Origin of the sequence: Actinoplanes subglobosus, from assembly GCF_042650585.1 — a bacterium.
Lineage (GTDB): Bacteria > Actinomycetota > Actinomycetes > Mycobacteriales > Micromonosporaceae > Actinoplanes > Actinoplanes subglobosus.
Genome location: NZ_JBHSBL010000026.1, coordinates 98,588 through 119,210 on the forward strand (window position 1 = coordinate 98,588; position 20,623 = coordinate 119,210).

Consider the following 20,623-nt stretch of genomic DNA (forward strand, 5'->3'; position numbering starts at 1 on the left):
AAGCCTAAGCTGTCGGGAGTGGCCAAGTACTTCGACGTGCACCCGGACAACCCGCAGGCACGCAGCATCCATCAGATCGTCGAGCTGATCCGCTCCGACGGGCTGGTCGCCTATCCGACCGACTCGTGTTTCGCGCTGGGCTGCCGGATGGGCAGCAAGGACGCGCTGGACCGGATCCGGGCGATCCGGCATCTCGACGACCGGCACCACTTCACGCTGCTGTGTCACGACTTCGCTCAGCTGGGCCAATTCGTGACGATCAACAACGCGTTGTTCCGGGCGGTGAAGGCCTCGACGCCGGGGCCGTTCACGTTCATCCTCCCGGCGACGAAGGAGGTGCCGCGGCGGCTTCTGCACCCCAAGAAGAAGACGGTGGGGGTACGGATCACCGCGCACACCACAGCGCAGGCGATCCTGGCCGAACTCGGTGAGCCGATCGTCTCGTCGACGCTGCTCCTGCCGGGTGAGACCGAACCGATGACGCAGGGCTGGGAGATCAAGGAGACCCTGGACCACGCGATCGACGCGGTGATCGACTCCGGGGACTGCGGCACCGAGCCGACCACGGTGATCGACCTGTCCGAGGGCGAGCCGGAGATCCTGCGTGTCGGCGCCGGCGACCCGAGCCGTTTCAGCGCCGGCGCACTCTGACTCCGGACCCGGACAAAGATCCATACCGAGATCCGGACATATCCAAGTTCAGTCCAGTGCGCGCAGTTTGTCCCGCAGCCCGGCCGCACCCGGATGATCGAGTCTCTCCAGCAGGGTGAGCGCCGTCCGCCATTCCCCGGCGGCGGCCGCGATGTCTCCGGAGGCGGCGTGGGTGTCGCCGAGGTGCTCCCGGATGTCGGCCTCGTTGGCCAGGTCGCCCGCGGCCCGGTAGAGGTCGAGCGACCGCCGGTAGGCCCGCACGGCGAGGTCGTGGTCGCCGAGATGATGGTGCGCCCAGCCGATGCTGTCCCAGGTGGCGGCCTGCCCGTGCCGGTCACCGAGTTCGTCATGCAGTTCGAGCGCCTCCCGGCAGTAGCGCAGGGTGAGGTCGTGGCGGCCGTCGCGGCCCAGTGACCAGCCGAGGGCGCTGAGGGCCCGGGCCTCGCCGACGACGTCACCGGCTTCCCGGTAGAGGGGTCGCGACTGCCGGACCAGTTCCTGGCACTCGGCGTTGCGTCCCTGCTGGTCGCGCATCCAGGCGATGCCGAACAGGATGTTGGCCCGGCCGCCCGGATCACCGAACCCCTCGTAGAGACGCACCGCCTCGGCGTAGTGGGGTTCGGCCTCGTCGTACCGGCCGACCTGCACATAGCCGCGGGCGAGGGACTGGTGGGCGGCGGCTTCGGCGCGGGTCTCGCCGCGGCGGCGGGCGGCGGTGACGGCGATACGTTCGGCTGCGGCCCAGTCGTCCCAGTGGCCCTGCCGGTCCAGGAAGTCGTCCATCGCCCACGGCAGCTGCCAGCCGTAGTCGTCGAGGTCGGCGGCCTGCCGCAGGGCGGCCATCAGTCCGGCGTGCTCGGCGGCGAACCAGCGCAGCGCGTCGGCCTCGCCGCTCAGCGGCTCAGGCCGGACCCCGGCGGCGGGCGGCCGGAACGTCAGCGGCCGCCGTTTCGGGTCCAGGTTGAAGGCGGCGGTGCGCGCGGTGTGCAGCAGGTGGTCCAGGAGGCGGCGCACCGCCGGGCCGCGTTCGGTCTCGGGCAGGAGATCAGCGGCGTACGCCCGGAGCAGATCATGCATCACGTAACGGCCGGGCCGGTGCTCGCTGAGCAGGCTGGCGGTGACGAGCTCGTCGAGGAGGCCGCCGACATCCGGGCCCGCGACACCCTGACCAACGACACCCCGACCGTCACCGCTCTCGCCGGCACCGCCCTCGCCGGCACAGCTCTCGCCAGCACAGCTCTCGCCAGCACCGCCCTCGCCGGCACCGCCCTCGCCGGCACAGCTCTCGCCGTCACCGCCCTCGCCGGCACAGCCCTCGCCGAATAGAGATCCCGCGAGGGCGGCCGAGATGTCCGGACCGGGGTTGGCACCGAGCAGCCGGAACAGCCGGGCGGCGGCCGGGCTCAGCGACCGGTAGGACCACGAGAACACGGTCCGCGGATCCGTCTCGTCATCCCCATCGGCGCCATCGAGGCTCAACCCATCGAGACGCACCCCGTCGAGTCGGCGCCCATCGAGGCGGGATCCGGTGAGTTCGGCGGCCAGTTCACCGAGCGCCTCCCCGGACCGGATGGCGGCCCGCGCCGCGACGGTGACCAGGGCGAGCGGCAGCCCCGCGGTGGCGGCGACGAGGGCCGCGGCGGTACAGGGCTCGGCGGCGAGGCGGGCCGCGCCGAGCCGTCCGGCGAGCAGTTCCCCGGCGGCGCCCGGGTCGAGGGCGTCGAGGGGCACCGGCACGGCGCCATGCGAGGCGACCAGGCCGGTGAGCCGGTCACGGCTGGTGACGATGGTGACCGACTCGCCGGCGCCGGGCAGCAGCGGTCGTACGTGGGCGGCGTCGCGGACGTTGTCGAAGACGATCAGCAGGCGACGGCTGGCGAGCAGGCCGCGGAGCAGCCCGGTGCGGGCGTCGAGGCCGTGCGGGACGGGACGGCCGGGGTCGAGGACGGTGATCAGGGTGCGGGCGGCCTCGTCGGGGGTCATCACCTCGTCGCTGCCGTCGAATCCGCGCAGGTTGAGGTAGAGCTGCCCGTCGGGGAAGCGGTGTGCGGCCCGGTGGCCCCAGTGCACGGCGAGAGCGGTCTTGCCGACGCCGGGCGGGCCGGTGACCACGGCGAGGCGTAGGCCGCCGGTGAGGGCGCGGTCGAGTTCCCCGAGTTCGGCACGGCGGCCGGTGAAGGCGATGGCGTCGGCGGGCAGCTGCGACAGTTCCCCGCCAGACCCCGAACCGCCAGACCCCGAACCGCCAGACCCCGAACCGCCAGACCCCGAACCGCGGCGGGCGGCGGGCGCCGCCTGGGGCGCGTCACCGCGCAGGATTCCGGTGTGCAGGGCGGTCAGTTCGGGTCCGGGTTCGCTGCCCAACCGGTCGGCGATGGCATCTCTGGTACGGGCGAACGCCTCCAGCGCCTGTGCCGGCTGCCCGGACGCGACGAGGGCACACATCTGCACCGCGACGAGACCCTCGACGGTGGGGTTCTCGGCGGCGAACGGGGCGAGCCGTTCGGCGACCTCCTCGGCGCGGCCCAGGCGCAGGGCGGTGCGTCCGAGGCGGGTGAGCACGTCGAGCCGTTCGCGGGCGAGGGCTTCGCGGACGCGGGCCGCCCAGTCGCCGGGCACTCCGGCGAGGGCGTGGCCGTCCCAGCCGTCGAGGGCGTCGAGCAGGAGCCCGCCGGCGCGGTCGTCGTCGCCGGCCTCCTCGGCGGCGCGGGCCTCGAAGACCAGGCGGCGGGCCCGGTGCAGGTCGACCCGGTCGGGATCGCAGTCGATCAGGTAGCCGCCTGACGCGAACCGGATGCTGCCGGCGCCGGGGACCGGGTCGAGGATGCGGCGCAGGCGGGCGGCGTAGGGCGCGAGCGGGGTGGCCGACCGTGGCGGTCTGTCGCCCCAGATCCGGTCGATGAGGGTGCCGGACGGTACGGTCTGGCGCGGGGTGAGCAGCAGGGAGGCGAGCAGGCAGCGTTGCTTGCCGGGACCGAGGTCGACACCCGGCGGGTCGGGGTGTGGGGAGTCCGGGTGGTGCGGGGCATTGCCCGACAGGCGCATCGGACCCAGCAGCCGCCAGTGCATCGTCGGTCGTCCCCCGGTCGTCCCCGCCTCCGAGCCTAGAACAATTGCTCACGTGCAATCGATTTGCAAACGGAGATCGGCACCATGGTCCGGCGTCCACGGGCCACGGGGGGTCGTGGGCGCCCCTTAACATCCCCAGCGGGCGATTCCAGCATCGCGGACCCGCCGGCCCGGACGGTGTCCCGGCAGGTAGAGGCTGTCGACGAGGTCGGTGCCGTAACCACATTCTCACGGTTCGCCGTCAAGCCACCCCCGGTGTACAGCGCCCCCGGTGTACAGCGCCCCCGACAGCGCGACGTCAGTCACTCTGCCGGGGGAACTGTCGCCCAGGGTGGCAACGTGCTCACCCGGGTGTTCGGCTACGGCGAGGCCGGAGGGCTACGCCGTGGTGCACGCCAGGTTCTGCACCGTCGGTGCCGAGGTACCCGACGCCAGGAACCCGAACGTGACGTAGCCGTTGGCCGGCACACTCGCGTTCCAGCTCTCCGGTGTCACCGTGACCAGGGACCCGCTACTGGTCGCCTTGCCACTCCAGACCTGGGCGAGTTGCTGCCCGCCCGGCCAGGTCCAGGTGATCTTCCAGTTGTTCACCGCGCTGGTCCCGGCGTGCACCATGACCTCGCCCTGGAAGCCGCCGCTCCACGCCGACACGATGTTGTACATCGCCGTGCAGCCGCCGGGGTTGGTCGAGGTGCTGGGGCTGGGCGACGGGCTGCCCGGCACGCTGGTGGACGGGCTGGGCGACGGGCTGGTCGGGGTGCTCGGCGACGGGCTGGTGTTGCCGCCGATGCCGGTCACCTCGCCGTTGCCGCCGTCGAAGACCACGTCCGAGCAGCCGTAGAACGTCTCCGTGCTGTCCGAACGCGACCACACCGAGTAGATCAGGTGCTTGCCGGTCTTACCGGCCGGCAGGGTCCCGTTCCAGTAGTAGTGCCCGTCGTCGGTGCCCGGCCCGCCGTTGGCCGGCGGGTTGGTCACCTGGTCGAACGGCGTCGGCTCGAGGTCGCTCCAGGCGAGCGGCTTGGTCGGGTCGTAGCCGTTCTTGGTGATGTAGAGGTAGAACGTGCCGGGGTGCTTGGCCCAGTCGTTGTACTTGAACTGGATGTTCGCCCCGGCCGTCAGGTGGGTGGTCGGCCAGTCGGTCCGGGCCAGGTTGAACCCGGTGAAGTTGTACGGGCCACCGGTGCCACCACTGCACAGCTGACCGTCCGGGAGGAACCCGTTGACCCGCCCGGCCCCGTCGGAACGGAGTACGGCGAACCAGTTGTAGAGAGAGTTGACGCCGCTGGCCGCGACCGCCGCGGCACAGGCCGCGTTCTTCGGCTCGATCGCGCCGGTCTGCGGGTTGCGGCCGTCCTGGTAGCAGAACCAGGTGCGGCTGCCGGGCACCTGGATGGCGCCGTGGGCCTGGGCGGGAGTGCTGGGCAGGGCCAGGATCCCGGCCGCGGCGGCGAACAGGGCCACCGCGGCCATTCGGAGAAGTCGCATCGTCACCCCTGGGGGAAGAGGCGGGCGTACTCGGCGTAACCGGTGGCCACGTCGACCTGCGCCCAGAACCGGTGGTAGTTGAACGTCGGCGCGGCGCCGCCGTTCAGGTAGGCCTGGACCTTGGGGAAGTCCGGGTCGTTGCGGTAGAAGCTGCGGATGTCCAGGAACGAGACACCCGGCTGGATCACGTCGCCGTTCGGCATCTTCCCGGTCCAGCCCGGCGGGATGTAGATGCCCTGGCCGGTGGAGGCGTTGTAGACGTCGTCCATCCGGTTGTAGTCGGCCCGGGTCTCGGTCACCGAGACGCCCTTGCCGTCCTTGTGCGTCCAGATCGCGTCGAGCAGGTTCTTCGCCGCCGTCTTGGCCGCCGTGTTGCCGGACTTGGCGGCGTAGAAGGTGAGCAGTTTGGCGAACGAGCCGGCCACACCGAGGTCGGTGCCCTTGCTCTTGACCGTGACGTGCAGGCCGGTGTTGGCCGCCGGGCTCGACGGGTTCCACGTGGCCGGAGCGCCGGACCAGGTCAGGTCGGACGGGATCTCGAAGCTGGTCGCGGTGATGGTGGAGTTGGCCAGCGCCCAGGTGACCCACTTGTCGAGGATCGTCTTGGCCTTGGCGTCACCGGTCGTGTAGTAGTACTCGGCCAGCCGCTCCAGCGACCAGGTCTGCATGCCGAACCACTGGTTGGACGGCGGGTCGGCGTAGACCGGGGCCTCCACGTAGGCCAGGCCGTAGAAGGTCGGCGTGCCGGCCGGCCGCGCCGAGTAGTTGCCGTTCCAGCTGTTCGTCGCGCCGCCGGCGATCGCGCCCTCGGACGACTGCAGCCACTGGTAGAACTCCAGCTGACGGGTCAGGCTGGCCTGCCAGTCGGCCTTCGCGGTCGGCGACTTCGGGTTGAAGGCGCTGACGTTGGACATGATGTAGGCGGCCATCGGGTTCTGGTAGCCGAAGTGGCTGGTGCTGGAACCGATGCGCCACGCCCATCCGGCGCTGGTGTCGTAGGCACCGCCCCAGGCGTAGTACCACGACATCAGGTTGCTGGAGGCGTTCTTGCCGGTGCCCGCGGCACACGACGTGGACGCGCAGCCGGGCTGCTTGAAGTACTTGTCGTAGAACGAGTACCGCAGGTAGTCGCCCATCTTGGCGGCGTTGGCGACGGTCGTCGAGATCTGCGCCTGCTTGCCCTGCTCGGTGGCCCACTGGAGAGCCCAGTAGGCGACCTGCACGGCACGGGCGTCGGCGTCCGGCGCGTTGGTGTACTTCCACTGCTTGGCGTAGGACGCGTCCTTGGTGAACAGGTCCAGGTAGCCGTTCGGGCCGCCGTGCTTGAACGTGTCGCAGGACGGCTGCGGCACGGTCTCGAAGGTCGACTCCTGCGGGCCGCGCTGGAAGGTGTTGATGTACGCGACGCGGGTGGTGCCGTCACCGCAGTGCCCGAAGCCGTACGTGTTGTCGACGTCCAGCAGCCAGTGCATGCCGTAGATGTCGTCGGTGCCGTACGCGCTCTTCAGCTCGGCTGCCAGCGGGTCGGTGCCGACCGAGACGCTGGTGTCGAGCTGCGACGGGTACTGCGACGGGAGCGGGTACTCGGCCGCGTACGTCGCCGGCTTGGACGCGTTGTAGTTCGCGTTCGTCGGCTGGTCGGCGTGCGACGGGATGATGTACTTCTCCATCGTCGTCCAGGCGCTGTTGAACGGCGCCCAGTCGCCGGTGATCCGCGAGTTGGCGGCCTCCAGCCACAGCCAGTAGGAGAACGCCTCGCTCGTGGTCTCGTGACCGTGGTCGGGCGCCTCGTCGATCAGCGTCTCGATCGAGTGGTAGGGCACGCCCTCCGGGCTGAAGTAACCGTTCGCCGGGTTCTTCAGGTCGTTGTAGAGCTGGGTGAACCGGGTGTCGACCGAGCCCGGTTCGGTGACCGTGACGCCGAGCTGCGCCGACGTGTAGCCGGTCGAGCTGGCGGTGATGGTCGCGGTGGACCCGGCCGTCGCGGTGCTCGCGGCGGCGACGGTGACCGACTGGCCGGTGCTCCAGTTCGACGGGGTGAAGGTGAGCGTCGCCGGGGTGACGGTGACCGCGGTGGAGCCTGCGCTGCGGGCGACGGCCACCGTGACGTTCGCGGTCGGCGCCTTGCTCAGGGCGAGCTTGAACGTGCCGCTGGCACCGGGGTTGATCGCCAGCGAGGTGGCGTCGGCGACGATCGCCGGGGTGGTGGCCGCGTCCACGAAGACCGGCACGTCGGCGGTGCTGCTCTTGGTGCCGGCGTTGTCGTACGCGATGGCCTGCACGTGGTAGGCCGCGGTCTGCGCCGGCACCCCGTCCCAGGAGTACGTGTACGGCGCGGCCGTGTCGGTGCCGAGCAGCAGGCCGTCGTGGTAGAACTCGACCTTGCTGATGGTCTGCCCGCTGGCCGCCGTGGCGGTGGCCGCGATCGGGATCGACGCCGGCGCGGTGTAGCGGGTGTTCGCCGCCGGGCTGGTGATGGCCACGGTCGGTGCGTTGGCGGCCTGGTTGCAGGCGGTGCCGTTGAGCGTGAACGCGGTGGGCACCGGGTTGGCCGTGCCGAACGTGCCGTTGAAGCCGGTGCCGACGGTCGCGTTGGTGGCCAGTGATCCGTTCCAGGCGGCGTTGTTGACCGTGACGTGCTGGCCGGACTGGCTGTAGACGCCGCTCCAGCCCTGTCCGGCCTTCTGTGCCGCGTCCGGGAAGTCGAACTCGAGTTTCCAGCTGCTCAGCGGGTCACCGGTGTTCTTGATCTGGATGTCGCCGGTGAAGCCGCCGGGCCATTGGCTCTGCACCTTGTAGACGACGGTGCAGCCGGCCGCGGCGTAGGCCGGGGCGCCGGCTGCGAGAACAGCGCCGGCGCCGAGGACTGCGACGCCGGCGAGCGCCACTCTGCGTCGGAACCTGCCGGTGCTTCTGGGGGATGGGGTCACGGGGATTTCCTCTCCGCCGGGTGGTGGCGGGGCCCGGTGTCGTACCGGGCACCGCCGGGATCCCGGGCTACGGGGTGGTGGTGCAGGTGATCGGGGACGGAACGGGGTTGGTGGTGCCGGTGTTGCTGCCGAGGAATCCGAAGGTGGTGGAAGCCCCGGACGACAGCGCGCCGTTGTAGCCGGCGTTCACCACGGACACGGCGGCCCCGGACTGGGTGGCGGTGCCGCCCCAGCTCTGGGTGACGACCTGCCCGGCGGTGTAGGACCAGCCGACCTTCCAGCCGGTGGTGGCGGTGGTTCCGGTGTTCTTGACGGTGACCTCGCCCTGGAAGCCGCCGCCCCACTGTCCGGTCACCTTGTAGGTGGCGGTGCAGCCGGCGGAACTGCTGGCCGAGGTGCTGGGCGAGACCGTGACCGACGGCGGGACCGAGATCGACACGGAGGCCGACGGATTCGGGCTCGCCGACGCCGAGGGGGGCGCAGAGGACGACGTCGAGGGGGACGCCGACGAGGACGCCGACACCGACGGGGTCGGGCTGGCCGGTCCGCCCTGCCGGTCGGCGTAGAGGATGCCCCGGCCGTTGGTGCCCAGGTACACGCGGCCGTAGATGCGCGGGTCGCCGGCCAGGGCGTCACCGGCGTTGCCGTACTGGTGCTTGTCGTCGTTGATCCGCACCCAGTAGGCGCCGGTGTTGTCGGACCGGAAGACACCGTCGAGACCGTCGACCGTGCCGACCAGGAAGACAGCGGGGCGGGTGGCTCCCGGTGCGGCCTTGCCGAACGCGACGTTGACGCCCTCGCTGACGCCGCCGCCGATGGTGGCGAACGTCTGGCCGGAGTTGGTGGAGCGCAGCAGTCCGGTCTTGCCGGCCAGCCACACCTCGCCGGCGACGCCCGGCACCGCCTTCAGGTTGACCCGGCCGTCGGCGGGCATCGCGGCGGCCGACGCGGTGAACGTCGCGCCGCCGTCCGTGCTCGTGTAGAACTTGCCGGCGGCGTACCCGTAGAAGGTTTTGGGGTTGACCCGGTCGCTCTCGACCTTGGCCCCGGCCGGGATGCCGGTGGAGGGGCTCCAGGTGCTGCCGCGGGTGGTGGAGTAGTGCACGCCGACGCCGGCCGGGGACCAGACCACGGCGTTGGCGTCGGCGCCGACCGCGACGGTGCCGCCGCCGGTGACGCCGGACGGTTCCTGGCCCTGGTACCAGTTCTTGCCGCCGTCGTTGGAGATGCCGATGTGCGGCGCCGCCTCGGCGTTGCCGACCCGGACGAAGAACGACGGGCTGAGCTCGGCGAAGTCCAGGCCGGTGTTGCTGCCCAGGGCGGGGGTGTCGTGGAAGCTCGGCTGCACCGTGTCGAGGTCGGCGTGGTAGAAACCGCCGACGTCGTAGAGGGCGCTGACCAGGGGCGCGCCGGTCGGCGGGCTGGCCAGGTCCTGGACCGCGGTCTCCTCGATGCCCTTGGCGAACGGCTTGATGGTGAACGTGGTGTTGCTGTCCCAGTTGGTCAGCTGGGTGGTGCCGTAGAGGGTGGCGCCGGTTCCGTAGAGCAGCCGGTTGGAGTCGAACGGGTCGATGGCGAGGGACTCGTTCATCCAGCCGAGCTTCGGGCTCTCCTCGGGCGCCTGGGCGGTGCTGTTGAAGTCCAGCCACGGGTTGGCGGAGATGTCCATGGTGTAGCGCTTGGTGCGGCTGGGGTAGCTGCTCCAGTCCCAGGCGCGGGTCCAGGTGGCGCCGTAGTCGGTGGAGCGGAAGAAGATCGCGTCGGGCCACCAGGAGATCTGGGTGGCGACCATCAGGGTGCCGGGCTTCTGGGCGTCGACGGTCAGGCCGGAGTAGCCGTAGTAGCGGTCGGCGACCGGGGTCGGCGAGATGTCGGTCCAGACGCCGGTGGTGGTGTCGAGGCGGGCGACCTGGCCGGCGGCGCCGTCGTACGGGCCGCCGGTGTCACTGGTGGCGATGAACAGGTATTTGCCCTGGATCACGCCCTTGTGCGCGAGGTATCCGGTGGGCTGGCCGGCGACTCGTTCCCAGGTGGCGCCGGAGTCCAGTGACCGGTAGACCGGGTTCTCCTTGTCCGCGACGCCGACATATACAGCCGGTGACGCCGGGTCGAAGGTGACCCATGTCAGACCTTGGTTCTGATTCAGATAGCCGTTCGTATCGGACGGGTCGGCGACGTAGTTGCCGACGTTCGGGAAGTTGGACACTTTTGCCCACGTGGCCCCGTAGTCGGTGCTGCGCCAGAGCCCGTTTCCGCCCTCGGCGGCGAAATAGACGTTCCGGTTGTTCCGCGGGTCGACGGCCAGCCTCTCCCCCATGCCGCGGCCGGGCATGTTGCCGCCGACCTTGAACGGCAGATACGTCCGTGACCAGGTGTTTCCCTTGTCGGTGGAGCGCAGGATGGCGCCGTTGTTGGGGTCCCAGGTGTTCGTGTACATGCCGACGGCGGCGTAGACGCGGGTGGTGTCGACGGGGTCGGCGGCGATGCTGAGAACGCCGTTGTGTCCCCAGTCGTCCTGCCCGACCCAGTCGAGCAGTGGGGTCCAGCTCTGCGCCGACTGGCTCCAGCGGTAGGCGCCGCCGATGTCGGTGCGGGCGTAGATGAGGTCTTTCTCGCCCGGGTTGAAGACGACGCCGGGAACGAACCCGCCTCCGTCAATACGAACGTTTTTCCAGGTGTAGGGCTCTGCGGGGGCGGCGGCTGCACCCTGCGGACCGGAGGCGACGACGACGGCCGTCGCTGCCGTCACGAGGGCGGCGACGATGGCGAAGCCGGGGGACCTTCGCATGGGGGATGACCCTTCCATTGAAATGCATGAGTGGGAGCGCTCCCAGAAGCGTCTGTCGCTGTCATCTTCATGTCAAGAGCCGGAAACTTCTCGGTGATGTTCGGCCGACCGTTCACCTCGCCGGAGCGAAGACGACATTCGGTGACATTTGGTCGCTGGAAGGGCTGTGTATCATTCGGCCGGAACACGCAGGTCGGCACCATCCGAGGCGCCGGCCGGCCGGCCCGGCGAGAGGCCGGTTGGGCCACTTTCCGAATACGTGGCGTAACCGCGGGTACGGCATAGCGGTGGAGGAGATTGCATGAAGGTTTGCGTTATCGGTACCGGCTATGTCGGCCTGACCACGGGCGTCAGCCTGGCCTTCCTCGGTCACGAGGTGACCTGTGTCGACCTCGACCAGGCCAAGGTCGACATGCTGCGCGGCGGCAAGTGCCCGATCTACGAGCCCGGGATGGAGGACCTGCTCGCCGAGGCGGCGCAGAACCTCACCTTCACCACCTCGTACGAGGAGGCTGTCCCCGGCGCCGACGTCGTGTTCGTCGCGGTGCAGACCCCGTCGGCCGAGGACGGCAGCCCCGACCTCCGCTACCTCCGCGGCGCCGCCGAGACCGTCGCCCAGAACCTGAACCACGACTTCACCGTCGTGGTCAACAAGTCCACCGTGCCGATCGGCAGCGGCAACTGGGTCGACGCCATCCTGCGTGACTCGTTCGAGCAGCGCGAGGACCGGCCCGACGGCGTCGAGTTCGCCGTCGCGTCGAACCCGGAGTTCCTCCGTGAGGGCAACGCGATCGCCGACACCCTCTACCCGGACCGGATCGTCATCGGCTCGGACAACGCACGCAGCCTCGAGGTGCTCAACCGCCTCTACCGGCCGATCATCAACCAGACGTTCACGCCGCCGACCTTCCTGCCGCGGCCGGAGGACGCCAACGCGGTCCCGCTGGTCTCCACCGACCTGGCGTCGGCCGAGCTGATCAAGTACGCGGCGAACGCGTTCCTGGCCCTGAAGATCAGCTACGCGAACGAGATCGGCCAGCTCGCCGCCAAGGTGGGCGCGGACATCACCGAGGTCGCCCGCGGCATGGGCCTGGACCAGCGGATCGGCTCCCGGTTCCTGCAGCCGGGCGTGGGCTGGGGCGGCTCCTGCTTCGGCAAGGACACCAAGGCGCTGATCGCCACCGCGTCGGAGTACAACCTCGAGATGCCGATCGTGAAGGCGGCACGCGAGGTCAACAGCCGGCAGCGGGCCATCGCCGTCGAGCGCCTCCAGGACGAGCTGCGCATCCTCAAGGGCCGCAAGATCGGCCTGCTGGGCCTGGCGTTCAAGCCGAACACCGACGACCTGCGGGACGCGCCGGCGCTGGACATCGCGAACTCGCTGATCGCCCGCGGGGCCCGGGTCAAGCTGCACGACCCGGTCGCCACCGGCCGGTTCCGGATCGAGCAGCCGGAGCTGTCGGCGTACCTGAGCGAGACCATCGACGACGTGTTCGCCGACTGCGACGCGGTCGTGCTGGTCACCGAGTGGGCGCAGTACCTGGAGCTGGACTGGTCGAAGTTCGTCGGCCTGATGCGCACGCCGATCCTGCTGGACGGCCGGCACGTGCTGGACGCCGACCGGATGCGCCGGCTCGGCTACCGCTACGTGGCGGTGTCCGGATAGCGGCTGTATCCGGATAAAACCACGTAGACGTACGTCAACCGCCGCGGTGGCCACTGGCCATCGCGGCGGTTTCTTTTCGTGGGTTTGGCAGGGCGTTCACCGGGGTATCGGCACGGGCCGTCACAAAACCGGCTCACACCATACGCGATAACCGTTTAGTCCGGATAAATACGGCTAAAATGGTGCAGGACAAGTCAAGGAGCGGTAGGCTCTTCCGCCAATCTCCTTAACCGGTTAAGGTGCCGGAGGGTCGCAGCGATATCGTTACCGACTCGATCGCGCTGAAATCATTGCGCAACTTGCTGGTTACCTCTTGACTGTTGGTCAAGAAGCGCTTCGGACGGCGGCGTCGCAAGACGCCGGAGGCGCTACATGACATAGGGAGCGGTATGTTCGTTCAACGTGGGAGTTCGCGATCGCGGGTCGCGCTCGCCGGTGCCCTGAGCGCGGGCCTGGTTCTCGGCCTGAGCGCCTGCGCGGACAGTAAAGAGGATGAAGGCGGCGGCACGGTTCCCGCCTCGTCCCTCGCAGCCATCGACTGCTCGCCCTACACCGCGTTCGGTGATCTCAAGGGCAAGGAAGTCTCGATCTACACGGGCATCGTGACCCCGGAGGACGCTCCGCAGAAGCAGTCCTACAAGCCCTTCGAGGACTGCACCGGCGTCACCATCAAGTACGAGGGCGACAAGTCCTTCGAGACCCAGGTCCTGATCCGCGCCGAGGCCGGCAACCCGCCGGACATCGCCTACGTGCCGCAGCCGGGCCTGCTGCAGCGCCTGGTCGCCACCGGCAAGGCCAAGGAGGCCCCGGCCGAGACGGCGACGCTGGTCGACAAGAACTTCGGTGCCGACTGGAAGGCCTACGGCACGGTCGACGGCAAGTTCTACGCCGCCCCGCTGGGCGCCAACGTGAAGTCGCTGGTCTGGTACTCCCCCAAGGAGTTCAAGGACAACGGCTACACCGTCCCCACCACGCTCGCCGACCTCAAGGCTCTGAGCGACAAGATCGCCGCCACCGGTAAGAAGCCGTGGTGCGCGGGCATCTCCTCCGGTGAGGCGACCGGCTGGCCGCTGACCGACTGGATGGAGGACTTCTACCTCCGTCTCAACGGTGTCGAGGCCTACGACAAGTGGGTCAAGCACGAGACGCCGTTCAACAGCGCCGAGTCCACCAAGGCCCTCGACGCCGTCGGTGAGTACCTGAAGAACGACAAGTACGTCAACGGCGGCCTCGGCGACGTCAAGAGCATCGCCAGCACCACGTTCCAGGACGCCGGCCTGCAGATCGTCGAAGGCAACTGCTCGCTGCACCGCCAGGCCAGCTTCTACGCGGCCAACTTCGACAAGTCGACCAAGGTGGCCGAGGACGGCGACGTCTACGCCTTCTACCTGCCGGGCGAGACCGCCGACAAGAAGCCGGTCCTCGGTGGTGGCGAGTTCGTCCTCGCGTTCGCGGACCGTCCGGAGGTCAAGGCCTTCCAGACCTACCTCGCGACCGACGTGTGGGCCAACGCCAAGGCGAAGGTCTCCTCGGGCTGGGTCAGCGCCAACAAGGGCCTGGACATCGCCAACCTGGTGAACCCGATCGACCAGCTCTCGGCGAAGATCCTGCAGGACCCGAACGCGCAGTTCCGCTTCGACGGCTCGGACATGATGCCCGCCGCGGTCGGCTCCAACGCGTTCTGGAAGCAGAGCACCAACTGGATCACCGGTCAGGACACCAAGAAGACCCTCGACGCCATCGAGGCCGCGTGGCCCAAGTGATCGGATAGCTGTACCGGGGCCGGTCGGGATATCGCCCGACCGGCCCTAGCAGTCTGATCACTTCTGTTCTTCACTTAACCTCTCAACCCCTCCGTACGCACTGAGGAGGAACGGGCCGCGTGTTCACCACCGCCACCACGACATCTCAGAAGATCCTGCAGATGGGCGCGGCGATCCTTCTGTTCGCCGCTGTCATCGGCCTGATCCTGTTCATCGCCGGCCGGTTCACCGGCAAGCGTGACCGCGCGGTCGCCGCGCTGTACCTCGCCCCGACCGTGCTGATGCTCAGCGTCGGGTTGCTCTACCCCGGTCTGCGGACCATCTACCAGTCGTTCTTCGACGCGTCGCTGAAGAACTTCATCGGCTTCGAGAACTACGCGACCATCCTGAGCGACCCGGAGCAGCTGACGGTTCTGCGGAACACGGCGTTCTGGGTGCTGGTCACCCCGTTCGTCGCGACCGGTGTCGGCCTGCTCTACGCGATCCTGGTCGACAAGGCCCGGATGGAGTCGTTCGCCAAGGCGCTGATCTTCCTGCCGATGTCGATCTCGTTCGTCGCGGCCGGCGTCATCTGGAAGTTCATGTACGAGTACCGGCCCAACCAGGGCACGGTCAAGCAGATCGGCCTGATCAACCAGATCATCGTCTGGCTCGGCGGCGAACCGGTGCAGCTGCTCATCGAGTCGCCACTGAACACGTTCCTGCTGATCGCCGTCATGGTGTGGATCCAGGCCGGCTTCGCGATGACCGTGCTGTCGGCGGCCATCAAGGCGATCCCGGACGACATCATCGAGGCCGCCCGCCTGGACGGTGTCGGCCCGTGGGGCATGTTCCGGTTCGTCACCCTCCCGGCGATCCGCCCGGCGGTGATCGTCGTGGTCACCACCATCGCGATCGGCACGCTCAAGGTCTTCGACATCGTCCAGACCATGACCGGCGGCCGGTTCGACACCAGCGTCATCGCGAACGAGTTCTACAGCCAGACGTTCCGCAGCGACAACCGGGGCCTCGGCGCCGCGCTCGCGGTGGTGCTGTTCGTCCTCGTCGTCCCGATCGTCGTCTACAACATCCGGCAGCTCCGCCGATCGGAGGCGTGATGACCACCGCAGCACCGCTCACCACCACTCCGGCCACGAAGACGAAGACCAAGAAGCTGTCAGCGGCCGCGACGGCGAAGGCGAAACTCACCTCCCCGTGGGCGTCGCTCGCCGCGGTCGTCCTGGCCGTGCTCTGGACGCTCCCGACATTCGGGCTGCTCATCACGTCCTTCCGCACACCGGAGGACATCCGGCGCAGCGGCTGGTGGACGGCGTTCACCAACCCGCTGTTCACGCTGGACAACTACAAGGCGGTCCTGGACCCGGAACAGGCCGGCGCGAACCTGCCCGACTCGTTCCTGAACTCGCTGGTCATGACGATCCCGTCGGTGCTCATCCCGCTGTGCCTGGCGTCGCTCGCGGCGTACGCGTTCGCGTGGATGAACTTCCCCGGCAAGAACTTCCTGTTCATCGCGATCTTCGCGTTGCAGATCGTCCCGCTGCAGGTCACCCTGCTGCCGCTGCTCCAGCTGTTCGTGTCCTGGGACATCGACGGCACCTTCTGGACCGTCTGGTTGTCGCACTCGACGTTCGCGCTGCCACTGGCGATCTACCTGCTGCACAACTTCATCAAAGAGGTGCCGTCCAGCCTGATCGAGGCGGCCCGGATCGACGGCGCGGGCCACGTGTCGATCTTCTTCCGGGTGCTGCTGCCGCTGCTCACCCCGGCACTGGCGGCGTTCGGCATCTTCCAGTTCCTGTGGGTGTGGAACGACCTGCTGGTCTCGCTGACGTTCGCCGGCGCGCCGGCGATCTCCCCGTTGACCGTGCAGCTGTCCAACCTCTCCGGAACCCGGGGCACCGCCTGGTACCTGCTCTCCGCCGGCGCGTTCGTCTCGATCATCGTGCCGGTCACGGTGTTCCTGCTGCTCCAGCGCTACTTCGTCCGCGGCCTGCTCGCGGGCAGCGTCAAGGGCTGACACCGCCTCACCAGCGCCACCGCACCAGAGCGAAAGGCCGCATCCTCCGCGGAGGGTGCGGCCTTTTCCGCGCCGACGGCGCCCGATCACTTTCCAACCACTCATCCGGTACGGCCACCACCCCCCAACCACAACCAACCCGTCCCGCCTCTTCCGGTCTGGCCCACCGCCCTACCCACCGCGCCCACCCCGCCGTCCCGCTCACCGCCCGCCGCAAAGCCGGCCCGCCACCCGTCGCCCAGACAGCCCATACACACGCCATGACCGCCGTGAGCGACGGCTCGCACCCGGCCGCGGCCCGCCGGCCGTCGCTCAGACACGCCACCCTGCCGCCATCAGCACCGCCAACGACGGGTCGTGGGCTGGTTCTGTCATCTCGCGGAATGCAGTGATCGGTAGGCGATCAGCCAGCTTCCGGCCAGCAGGACGACCGGGAGCAGGTAGGCGCCGGCGACCGCGGACGCGAGTTCCGGGCGCAGCGCGGCGCGGGCCGCCTCGTCGAGGGCCAGCATCGCCGGCACGCCCCCGCCCGAGCCCGGCACGCCCCCACCCGAGCCCGGCACACCACTGCCCGAGCCCGGCACACCACTGCCCGAGCCCTGCATCGCCCTCGTCACCAGGAGGCTGAGCGTGACCGCGGTGACCGCACCGGCGAGCGCGTTGGACAGCTGCACGACCAGCGCGAGCAGGGTGGTGCCGCGGGGTGTCTCGGCGTGGTCGAGATCCCGCAGCGCGACCGTCATCGTCGGCATCAGCGTCGCTCCCGAGCCGGCGCTGAGCACCACGGTCGCCGCCATGATCCACGGGTAGCCGGCGTCCGTGCCGATCGCCGTCAGCAGCAGCGAGCCGCCGAGCGTGCCGAGGGCCGTCCCGGTGAGCACGATGCGCCGCGCCGGGAACCGGTCGACGAGCCGCGTCGCGACCTGCGCCACCAGCCCGACCACGATCGCCTGCGGAATGCCGATCAGCCCGACGACGGACGCCGGATCCCCGCGCACCCCCTGGACGAACAGCGGCAGAACCGCCATCGACCCGAAATAGGCCGCCGCGAACAGGACCAGCACCCCCGTCCCGGCCCGGACCGGCCGGTGCCGGAGCAGCCGAAGATCGACGATCGGGTCGTCGACCCGCCGGGCCCGCCACGCGAACCCGCCGAGCAACCCCAGCCCGATCACCACCAGCGCGACCCCGACGCTCTCGAGCCGGTCCACGAGCGTGGCCCCGACCACGACGATCACCGCACCACCGGACAGCAGAACGAGCCCGACCCAGTCAGGCCTCCCGGCCCGGTCCTGGTGAGCGGCCGGGTCCGGTTGAGCCGCCGGGTCCGGCTGAACGGCCCGGCCCGGCTGAGCGGCCCGAACCGGCTGAGCGGCCCGAACCGGCTGAGCGGCCCGAACCGGCTGAGCGGCCCGAACCGGCTGGGTCTCACTGCTGTCTCCGGGGCGGTGAGACAGCGGTGGGAGCCAGCCGGTCCTGGTCTTCCGGCGTGACTTCCGGGGGCCGGGTGACTCTTCGCGGGGCAGGATGCGGGCGCAGACCAGGGTGGCCAGCAGGCCCAGCGGGATGTTGAACAGGAAGATCCAACGCCACGACGCGGTGTCGATCAGCCAGCCCGCCAGCAGGGGGCCCAGGACCGGGCCGATCACCAACGGCAGCACCAGCAGGCTCATCAAGCGGCCGCGTGCCTCCCTCGGGGCCGCACGCAGACCGATCGCCTGGCCCACCGGGTTGAGCAGGCCGCCGCCGAGGCCCTGGAGTACCCGGAAGACGGCCAGCGACGTCACGTCCCAGGCCAGGCCGGTCAGCGCGGAGAACAGGGTGAACACGAGCAGCGCCGCCAGGTAGACGCGGCGGGCACCGTGACGGACCGACAGCCACCCGGCCAGCGGGATCACGGCGACCAGGCCGAGCAGGTATCCGGCGGTCGCCCACTGTGCGGCCGGCAGGGAGGTGTCCAGGCCGGACACGATCGCGGGCACCGCCACCGTCGTGACGGTCGTGTCGATGACGACCATCAGCCCACCGAGGGCGAGCGCCAGCCCGATCGCCCGGACCCTCGGATCCAGCGGTGTCCTCCGGGATGTCACGGCCCGGGTCATCGGGCGTAGCGGCGTTCGGCGCTTGAAACAGCAGGCGAGGTCATGAAGATCAGGCTCGGCCTTCAACATTGGTTGAAGTCAAGCGGGGTTGAAGTCAAGCGGGGTTGAAGTCAGGCGCGCTCCCACCTTTCCCAGATGCGCTCCGGCGAACGTCTTCGTGAGATAGGAGCGGGTAGCCGTACAAGAAAAAGAAGATGCCGGTCCCGGCCGAAACCAGGACCGGCAAGGGGGGTTACGGCTGGCTGCGGGGGCTGTCCGGGGCCAGGGTGTCGATGAACTCGTGCGGGCTGTGCAGTTCGGTGGTGCGGCGGGCCTGGTCGGCTTCGGCCTTGAGGGTGGCGGCGAAGCCGGCCGCGTCGACGCCCGGAACGGCCGCGACCGTGTAGTAGGCCTTCTCGGACAGGGCGTACGCGGCGCGGTAGTTGTGCGCGGCGAACGCCTTCGACGCGCCGCCGAGCAGGACGTCGGCCTTCTTCAGCGCGGCCTTGCCCTTGCCGGCCGGGACGTCGGCGGCCAGACGGTTCGCGGCCTCCCAGTAGGCGGCCGTGAGGAACCGGTCGCTGTTGTCCCGGTCGAACTGGCTGAAGTCCCAGTTGACGTCGATGTAGCTCATCATCGAGTTGTTCTCGTCGCCGGCGTTGACGAAGTAGAACTCGTTACCCGGGCCGTAGTCGACACCCGTGGCGCTGTCGTAGCCGTCGTGCGGGTGGCTCATGCCGAGGTGGTGGCCGACCTCGTGGATCTGCGTGGTGGTCAGGCCGTAACCGGCGGCGACCACGTCCGGGGAGATGAACGAGAACACGTAGCTCTGGTCACCGTCGACGTAGTTGTCGTCGGCGAACCCGAGACCCGGCGTCGGGACGCCCTCACCCACGGCGTAGTTGAACAGCGGGATCTCGTAGTCGACCTTGCCCTGGTCGTCGAGGGCGCGGTCCAGGTTCTCCTTGTTGTACAGGTACAGGTTGGCGAAACCCGGGAAGCCGCTCTCCGGGTAGCAGGACTCGCCGGTGACCGCGGTGCCCAGGTAGCACTCCTCGGCCTTCGCGTCGTACGGCAGGTCCTGCGCGTCGTACGACAGCTTGTTGCGCCAGCGCAGCTCGGACAGCTCCTGCTTCAGCAGCGCCGGGGTGACGTACTCCTCGGACGCGTTGACGCCGGGCCAGCCCTCGTACGTGTTGTCGTCGATGTTCAGGGTCTTCGGCGGTTCGGCCGTCGGCAGTTCCACCGGGTACAGCGGCGACGTGGTGAACAGCAGGTTCAGCGCCACGTAGCGGGTGATCTTGCCGAGGTCGCCGGCGAGGGCCGACGGGGCACGGTAGCCGCCCGCGGTGTACTCCCAGGTCGGCGGCATCCGGTAGTCCTCGACGCCGTCGCCGTCCAGGTCCTTGTTGTCGACGTCGTAGTTGCTGGTCCATGACTCGGGACCGGCCGACAGGTCGTGGAACCAGACACGGCGGGTGCTGCCGAGACCGGTCTCCTCGTCGTCGGCGGTGGTGCCGCCCCAGGCGATCACCTTGCGGCTGGCCCGGTTGGCGCCGAAGTCGTAGCCGGTGTCCGGGTCCGGCTCGCCGATCTTCGTGTAGACGTGGTGTTTGAAGTCGGACCGGCCGTACCAGTTGATGAAGAAGACGGTGTTACGGCGCGTGTCGACACCGGACGGCGCGTTGTAGGCCAGCCACTTCTCCACGCTGGGCGCGTCGATGAAGTTGTTGTTCGCGATGTCCAGGACGTTGTTCGCCTGGTCGTTGTACGCCTGCTGGAAAGCCGTGAGGTCGGCCGGCTTCGCGAGCTTGGTGAGCTGGCGGAAGAACCGGTCCTCGTACTTCCGGTCGGCGTAGGTGAGCTTGTAGTCGTACTTGTAGGAGATGCCGAGCTTCTCGGTCACCCCGTAGTTGAGGCGCGACCGGACCACCGGCTCGTATCCGCCGGCCAGCTCGCCGAGGAACGCCTTCTTGCCGACCTGCTGCGGCTCGTAGCCGATGAAGACCACGTTGACCGGCACCTTCTCGACGAGGCGCGGCTGGCCACCGGGTTTCAGGTAGCCGTACTTCCCGGCGGCCGCGGCGGACCCGGCGGGTCCCACCGACGCTCCGACGAGGACCGCGATCGCGGCCACAGTGAAAGATCTTCTCCATCCCATGGGGTGACA

Annotated in this window: 11 protein-coding genes; 5 read left to right on the forward strand and 6 right to left on the reverse strand. The window is 69.3% G+C overall.

Features of this window, described 5'->3' with window-relative positions; translation table 11 throughout:
* Positions 1–18 precede the first annotated feature (18 nt).
* Positions 19–651, forward strand: coding sequence for an L-threonylcarbamoyladenylate synthase (locus ACFO0C_RS38835; protein ID WP_378071796.1), 633 nt, complete (start codon positions 19–21; stop codon positions 649–651).
* Positions 652–699: 48 nt separating this feature from the next.
* Here ACFO0C_RS38835 and ACFO0C_RS38840 read toward each other — a convergent pair whose 3' ends face one another.
* The 4 genes from ACFO0C_RS38840 to ACFO0C_RS38855 form a co-directional block, all read right to left on the reverse strand.
* The gene (locus tag ACFO0C_RS38840; protein ID WP_378071797.1) at positions 700–3,720 is read right to left on the reverse strand and encodes an AfsR/SARP family transcriptional regulator; all 3,021 of its coding nucleotides are present in this window, start codon (positions 3,718–3,720) and stop codon (positions 700–702) included.
* A 378-nt stretch (positions 3,721–4,098) separates the two neighbouring features.
* On the reverse strand, positions 4,099–5,208 hold the full coding sequence (locus ACFO0C_RS38845) for a lytic polysaccharide monooxygenase auxiliary activity family 9 protein (RefSeq protein ID WP_378071798.1): 1,110 nt from the start codon (positions 5,206–5,208) through the stop codon (positions 4,099–4,101).
* Between the two features lie 2 nt (positions 5,209–5,210).
* Positions 5,211–8,096, reverse strand: coding sequence for a glycoside hydrolase family 48 protein (locus ACFO0C_RS38850; protein WP_378071799.1), 2,886 nt, complete (start codon positions 8,094–8,096; stop codon positions 5,211–5,213).
* A gap of 109 nt (positions 8,097–8,205) precedes the next feature.
* On the reverse strand, positions 8,206–10,926 hold the full coding sequence (locus tag ACFO0C_RS38855) for a cellulose binding domain-containing protein (protein ID WP_378071800.1): 2,721 nt from the start codon (positions 10,924–10,926) through the stop codon (positions 8,206–8,208).
* 301 nt (positions 10,927–11,227) lie between these two features.
* On the opposite strand from ACFO0C_RS38855, the gene ACFO0C_RS38860 reads away from it, so the two are divergent.
* The 4 genes from ACFO0C_RS38860 to ACFO0C_RS38875 all read left to right on the forward strand — a co-directional run bounded on the left by ACFO0C_RS38860 (position 11,228) and on the right by ACFO0C_RS38875 (position 16,372).
* The gene (locus ACFO0C_RS38860; protein WP_378071801.1) at positions 11,228–12,592 is read left to right on the forward strand and encodes a UDP-glucose dehydrogenase family protein; all 1,365 of its coding nucleotides are present in this window, start codon (positions 11,228–11,230) and stop codon (positions 12,590–12,592) included.
* A 389-nt stretch (positions 12,593–12,981) separates the two neighbouring features.
* Positions 12,982–14,355 (forward strand): ABC transporter substrate-binding protein, encoded by a 1,374-nt coding sequence (locus ACFO0C_RS38865; RefSeq protein ID WP_378071802.1) that lies wholly within the window; start codon positions 12,982–12,984, stop codon positions 14,353–14,355.
* A 119-nt stretch (positions 14,356–14,474) separates the two neighbouring features.
* A complete protein-coding gene (locus tag ACFO0C_RS38870; RefSeq protein WP_378071803.1) occupies positions 14,475–15,452 on the forward strand; it encodes a carbohydrate ABC transporter permease in 978 nt (325 codons plus the stop codon).
* A complete protein-coding gene (locus tag ACFO0C_RS38875; RefSeq protein WP_378071804.1) occupies positions 15,452–16,372 on the forward strand; it encodes a carbohydrate ABC transporter permease in 921 nt (306 codons plus the stop codon). Before ACFO0C_RS38870 ends, ACFO0C_RS38875 begins: the two co-directional genes overlap by 1 nt.
* Positions 16,373–16,743: 371 nt before the next feature.
* On the opposite strand, the gene ACFO0C_RS38880 is transcribed toward ACFO0C_RS38875, so the two are convergent.
* Positions 16,744–18,462 carry an MFS transporter gene (locus ACFO0C_RS38880; RefSeq protein WP_378071805.1) on the reverse strand — a complete coding sequence of 573 codons (1,719 nt, stop codon included), beginning with the start codon at positions 18,460–18,462 and terminating at the stop codon, positions 16,744–16,746.
* 244 nt (positions 18,463–18,706) lie between these two features.
* Complete coding sequence (locus ACFO0C_RS38885; RefSeq protein ID WP_378071806.1) at positions 18,707–20,590, reverse strand: hypothetical protein; 1,884 nt, start codon at positions 20,588–20,590, stop codon at positions 18,707–18,709.
* Positions 20,591–20,623: the final 33 nt, after the last annotated feature.

Coding starts and splice junctions, on each gene's coding strand:
- ACFO0C_RS38840 (WP_378071797.1), bottom strand. CDS start 3,720: ATGCACTGGCGGCTGCTGGGTCCGATGCGCCTGTCGGGCAATGCCCCG.
- ACFO0C_RS38845 (WP_378071798.1), bottom strand. CDS start 5,208: ATGCGACTTCTCCGAATGGCCGCGGTGGCCCTGTTCGCCGCCGCGGCC.
- ACFO0C_RS38855 (WP_378071800.1), bottom strand. CDS start 10,926: ATGCGAAGGTCCCCCGGCTTCGCCATCGTCGCCGCCCTCGTGACGGCA.
- ACFO0C_RS38860 (WP_378071801.1), top strand. CDS start 11,228: ATGAAGGTTTGCGTTATCGGTACCGGCTATGTCGGCCTGACCACGGGC.
- ACFO0C_RS38865 (WP_378071802.1), top strand. CDS start 12,982: ATGTTCGTTCAACGTGGGAGTTCGCGATCGCGGGTCGCGCTCGCCGGT.
- ACFO0C_RS38875 (WP_378071804.1), top strand. CDS start 15,452: ATGACCACCGCAGCACCGCTCACCACCACTCCGGCCACGAAGACGAAG.